This window comes from bacterium (assembly GCA_026398675.1).
Lineage (GTDB): Bacteria > RBG-13-66-14 > RBG-13-66-14 > RBG-13-66-14 > RBG-13-66-14 > RBG-13-66-14.
The window spans coordinates 1-5570 of record JAPLSK010000408.1 but is presented as its reverse complement, the minus strand read 5'-3'; the positions used below and the strand labels follow the sequence as shown (position 1 = coordinate 5570).

Here is a 5570-nt window from a genome sequence, read left to right as displayed (position 1 = left end):
GCACGCCCCGGCGGTCCGACTCGTCGCGCAGGTCGCTCACGCCGTCCACGGTCTTCGATCGCACCAGGTCCGCTATCTGCTCCACCAGTCGCGACTTGTTCACCTGGTACGGAATTTCGGTGATGATGATGCGCGCCTTGCCCTGTGGGCCGCGCCCTTTGGGCTCTTCCACGGTCGTCCGGCCGCGCACGGTCAACTTCCCGCGCCCCTTGGAGTAGGCGTCTATGATGTCCGCCCGGCCCAGGATGACCCCGCCCGTCGGGAAATCCGGACCGGGGATGATCTTCATCAGCTCGCCGAGACTGACATCGGGGTCGTCTATGTAGCGCACGAGGGCCCGGCACACCTCGCCGAGGTTGTGCGGCGGCATGTGGCTCGCCATCCCCACCGCGATGCCCGTGGAGCCGTTTGCATCGCCGTGGGGGTGGAACTTGCCCATGGCCTCGCCGACGATGCGGGCCGCTTTACGGTGCGGCTTGTTGGAGGCCAATCCCAGGCCCTGCATGGCGTAGATGAGGCGGCGGTGGACCGGCTTGAGGCCGTCGCGTACGTCGGGCAGGGCGCGGCCTACGATGACGCTCATCGCGTAGGAAAGGTAGCTCCGGCGCATTTCCAGGTCGACGGAGACCTTCTGGATGGACTGTTCGCGCAGAGTCATGTTTGATGGGGTGGGTGAGTGAGTGAACGGGGGTCCGTTTAAAGGGGGTATGATAACATTAACTCCCTTGAAGGTCAACGCTTTTCGCGATTTTTTATCGGCCGGTTTTCCCACGTAAACCGGCGTTTTTTTCTCCGGAAAGCGGTCGTCCAACGAGCGCATTTATTTCCGGGGGTGTGGTACAATACGTCTCCCGCCCCGCTCCAGAAGCTGACGGGGATAATGCGCGGCGCTGACCTTAAGAAGGTTACCAACCCTTAATCGCGAAGCCTGGAGTGGTCACACCACAACCGGGAGGTACTGAGATGGTCATGCGCGCCATGCGCGAGAAGATGAAGCCCATTCTCTGGATCGCCATCATCGGCTTTCTGGGGACCATCGTTTTCGCCTGGGGCATGAGCTACAACCCAGGCGGCGGCTGCCAGAAGTCGCCCATAGTCCTCGTCGTCAACGGCGAGGAGGTTCCGTACTCCGATTACTACCAGCTCTCCGAGGGCCTCTTCCGCCGGTACGTGGCGAACGAGCGCTCCCGCATGGGCGACTTCTACGACCCGTCCGTGGAGCCCGCGATGCGCGACCAGGCCGGCCAGGACGCCATCGAGCTCATCATCGAGGACTACGTGGTCCGGCAGAAGGCCGTGGAGTGGGGCCTCTGTGTCACCGAGGACGAGGTCAGCCTGACCATCGAGCAGGTGCCCTACTTCCACGGGGAAAACGGAGCCTTCGACCCCAAACTTTACGAGGCCTTCCTGCACGACCAGGGCACCAACGACGAGGAGTACCGCCGGCAGCTCGGGGACGAGCTCCTGGTGGAGAAGGTCCACTCCATCATCTTCGACGCGGTTTACGTTCCGGAGCCGATGGTGCGCGCCGAGTTCCTCAACACCAACCAGATCGCCTCCGCCGACTTCACCCAGATTTCCTACGGCGCATTCGTGGGCGACATAACGCTCTCCCTCGCCGAGACCCGCGCGTACTACGACGCCCACCCCGAGGAGTTCATGGCCTCGGCCCAGGCCACCGTGGACTACATCGCCCTCAATTTCGACGACCTCTACGCTCGGGTCGAGCTCACCGACGAGAACCTGCAGGCCTACTACGAGCAGATTAAGGACGAGGATACCGCCGCGGGCAGAATCCACGTGCGCCACATCCTCTTCACCGTCCCGCCCGACGCGGATTCCCAAACCGTCGAGGCGGCCCGGGCCAAGGCGGCCGCCGTCATCGAACGGTTGAACGGCGCGCCGTCGGGCGGGACCGCGTTCGGAAAAATCTTCGACGAATACTTGGCCCAGACCCCCGGCCCGACCGGAGAAGTGCCCGCGGTCGTCGCCGAGGACCTGGGCTTTTTCGGGCCCGGCGAAATGGTCCCCGAGTTCGAGACGGCCGCCTTCGCCCTCGCATCCGGCGCCTTCAGCCAGGAGCCGGTGAAGACCGAGTACGGCTGGCACATCATCCAACGGGAAGCGGACGTGCCGACCTTCGAACAGATGCGGCCCGAGCTGGAGAACCGCCTGCGGATGGACCAGGCGCTCAGTGCCATGGACAAGTTCCAGAGCACGCTCTCGGGGGCGCTCTCCGAGGGCAAGAGCCTTGAGCAGGCCGCGGCCCTCATCCCCGACGTTCTAGTCCTGCGGGCGGGACCCTTCGCGCAGGACGCCATCATCGTGGACGTGAAGATAGGCCGATTCGATCAGTTCCGCGACGCCGCCTTCAAGTTGGAGCCGGGCCAGGTCTCCGGCATCCTCACCCGCACCCACGAGGACCCCAACGACCCCGACGCGGCGTTCAAGCACGATTTCTACGTCCTGCGCGTGGCTGAGCGGACACGGGAAAAACCCTACCCCTTCGAGGATGTGCGGGGCCGGGTGGAGGCCAAGGTGCTCAACCAGAAAGCGTGGGACATGGCGGAAAGGCACGCGGGTGAGCTAGAGGCCCTGGCGAAGGAGGTCGGCCTCGACCGTGCCGCCGTTGAATTGGGCGACAGTGTCGTCTCCGCCGACCAGATAACCCGGACGGGAAACATCCCCGGCCTGGGCACCGCCCCCGTGGCCGCCCGTACCGCCTTCGAGCTCAAGCCCGGCGAGCTCTCGGGCGTGGTCCGTGACCGCGACGGCTTCTACATCGTCCGCGGGGGGAGCGTTTCCGAGCCCTCGCCCCTGGCCTACGGCAGCCGCCTGGAAGGCCTGCGCTCAGGACTTATTTCGGTTTTCAAGAACTCCTTCTACCGGACCTGGGTGGATTCACTGGTGGCCCAGGCCGAGGTGGAGAACCACCTGGACGAGATTCTGGCCGGAATCGCCCAGCGAAGCGCCGAGGCGGAAGGCGCGGCCCAGGAGACGGAACACGAACAGGGTGATGGCGGTGGTGGCGGCGGCTACGGATACTAGTCCGTCGGTCCGCGAGTAGATGAACCGAGCGAAGCGAGCTATGCCTTCGGCAAAAAACGGGGCGGGCTGCGGTCCGCCCCTTATCTCCCTCCCCCCTCTGGGGGGAGGCGCGCCTACGGGTCGGGGTGGGGGGTTCCCTCATGGGGATGAATATCCAGTCCGAAAGCCCCAGGGTTCGTTTCGCGCCCAGCCCCACCGGGCATCTCCACGTGGGCCACGTGCGCACCGCCCTCTACAACTTTCTCCTCGCCAAGGGGACGGGGGGAGCCTACATCCTGCGCATCGAGGACACGGACGTGGAGCGCTCGACGCCGGAGTCGCTCAGGGCGATTCTTGCGGCCCTGCGCTGGCTGGGTCTGGACTGGGACGAGGGCCCGGACGTGGGCGGCCCCTGCGCGCCCTACCTGCAGAGCGAGCGGTACGACTTTTACCGGGAAGCCGCCCAGAGGCTCCTGGATTCCGGCGCCGCCTACCCCTGCTTCTGTTCCCCCGAGGAGCTGGACGCCGAGCGGGATAAGGCGCACGAGCGGAAGGAGGCCTACCGCTACTCGGGCCGCTGCCGGGGCCTCGACCGCGGGGAGGCCCACCGGCGAATGGACGCCGGAGAGCCTTACGCCGTGCGCTTCGCCGTCCCCGCTGGCGAACCGAGCGAACCGAGCGAACCGAGCGAAGCGAGCTATGCCTCCGGCAAAACCGCCTGGGTGGAGCCGACCCAGCGCGGACGGGTCTCCTTCGCCGACGCGGACATCGAGGACTTCATCATCTGGCGCAGGCCGTCGGTCGCCCTCGGGCACCCGCTCTACAATTTCACCGTCACCGTGGACGACGTCGCCATGCGCATCACCCACGTCCTGCGGGGCGACGACCACATCTCCAACACGCCGAAGCAGATTCTTTTATACCGGGCGCTGGGCGCGGAGCCGCCGGTCTTCATCCACCTGCCGATGATTCTGGGGCCGGACCGGCAGAAGCTCTCCAAGCGCCACGGGGCCACGTCGCTGGCCGAGTTCCGCCGCCTGGGCTACCTCCCCGAGGGGCTGGTGAACTACCTGGCGCTGTTGGGCTGGAACGAGGGGACCGAGCGGGAGCTTTACACGCTGGACGAGCTGACGGCCGCCTTCTCCACGGAGCGCATCTCCAACACCGCCGCCGTCTTCGATTACGACAAGTGCCGCTACGTCAACGGCGAGCATCTGCGGATGCTCCCACCCGAGGAGCGGGCCCGCCGGGCGCTGGACCACCTGCGCGAGGCCGGGGCGCTCCCCGGCGACATCGCCGAGGGCTCCGCGGGCTGGGGACGCCTGGTGGAGATTGTGGACCGCATCGGCGACCGGCCGAAACTCCTCGGCGACTACGACTTCTACGTGCGCCCCTTCTACCTCGCCCCGGAAACCTACGACGCCGAGGCGGTGAAGAAGGTCCTCGGCAAAGAGGGAGTCTGTGCTTTTCTCACCGAGGCGCGGCGCCTGTTCGATACGACGAATCTCGAGCACGACGCCCTGGAGGAGGCTTTCCGCGCGAAGGCCGAGGAGTTGGGCGTCGGGCTGGGCAAGCTGGTCCAGCCGGTCCGGGTGGCGCTCACCGGCGGCACGGTGGGCATCGGCCTCTTCGAAACCGTCGTTCTTTTGGGGCGGGAGGAGACTCTGGCGCGGATTGACGCCTGCCTCGGTTTCATCGGTGAGCGATAGGCCGGGTGGGATAACCGAAGGACCCCGCGGGGCCTTTTTTTGCACCCGCCGCCGGTGGCGGGACGTCCTTTTGGGCGGGGTTGACAAGGTAGAGCGGCCGCGTTAGACTTGGCCCCGCCCGCGGAACCATGAGCGGATTAACCGAAAGATATCAATAAATTACGCCCCTCTAAACCTTCACTTCGGCAACGCGCCGGTCTCTTGAAAAAGGAGGCGACGTGTCCATCACCCTCACCCCCAACCAGGTCCTGCCCACCCTGAAGAAGTACATGCTGGCCGACGGCTACGGCGACCTGGTCTTCGACCTGGAGCGCTCCAAGGGCGCGATCATCTACGACAAGCTCCAAAACCGCGAGCTTCTCGACTTCTTCACCTGTTTCGCCAGCTCGCCCATCGGGTACAATCACCCGAGGCTCACCGCGCCCGACTTCCTGATGAAGCTGGGCCGGGTGGCGGTGAACAAGCCGTCCAACTCCGACGTGTACACCACGGAGATGGCGGAGTTCGTGGCGACCTGGGGGCACATCGCCATGCCCGAATACCTCAAGCACCTCTTCCTGGTCTCCGGCGGCGGTCTGGCGGTGGAGAACGCCCTGAAGGCCGCCTTCGACTACAAGACCCGGCGCAACCTCCAGGACGGTATCTGGAAGGACGACGCCGAGGCCCAGGCCCACGAGAACGAGCTGGTCGTCATCCACTTCAAGCAGGCCTTCCACGGCCGCACCGGCTACACCCTATCCCTCACCAACACCGCCGACCCCCGCAAGTACAAGTACTACCCGAAGTTCGACTGGCCCCGCATCAACTCCCCCGGCATCAACTTCAACCTCCCGG

Annotated in this window: 4 protein-coding genes; 3 read left to right on the top strand and 1 reads right to left on the bottom strand. The window is 65.6% G+C overall.

From position 1 onward, the window contains the following. Positions 1-658 (bottom strand): hypothetical protein (locus NTW26_11975; protein MCX7022965.1); only part of this gene is annotated, 658 nt, incomplete at its 3' end. A gap of 305 nt (positions 659-963) precedes the next feature. Between NTW26_11975 and NTW26_11970 the strand changes: the two genes are divergently transcribed. The 3 genes from NTW26_11970 to NTW26_11960 all read left to right on the top strand — a co-directional run. Continuing rightward, complete coding sequence (locus NTW26_11970; GenBank protein ID MCX7022964.1) at positions 964-3048, top strand: peptidyl-prolyl cis-trans isomerase; 2085 nt, start codon at positions 964-966, stop codon at positions 3046-3048. A 140-nt stretch (positions 3049-3188) separates the two neighbouring features. Beyond that, positions 3189-4736: a glutamate--tRNA ligase gene (gene gltX, locus NTW26_11965; GenBank protein MCX7022963.1), complete on the top strand. Its 1548-nt coding sequence runs from the start codon at positions 3189-3191 to the stop codon at positions 4734-4736. Positions 4737-4954: 218 nt separating this feature from the next. Continuing rightward, positions 4955-5570: aminotransferase class III-fold pyridoxal phosphate-dependent enzyme (locus tag NTW26_11960; GenBank protein ID MCX7022962.1), on the top strand; the 616-nt coding region annotated here is incomplete at its 3' end.

Coding starts and splice junctions, on each gene's coding strand:
- NTW26_11970 (MCX7022964.1), top strand. CDS start 964: ATGGTCATGCGCGCCATGCGCGAGAAGATGAAGCCCATTCTCTGGATC.
- gltX (MCX7022963.1), top strand. CDS start 3,189: ATGGGGATGAATATCCAGTCCGAAAGCCCCAGGGTTCGTTTCGCGCCC.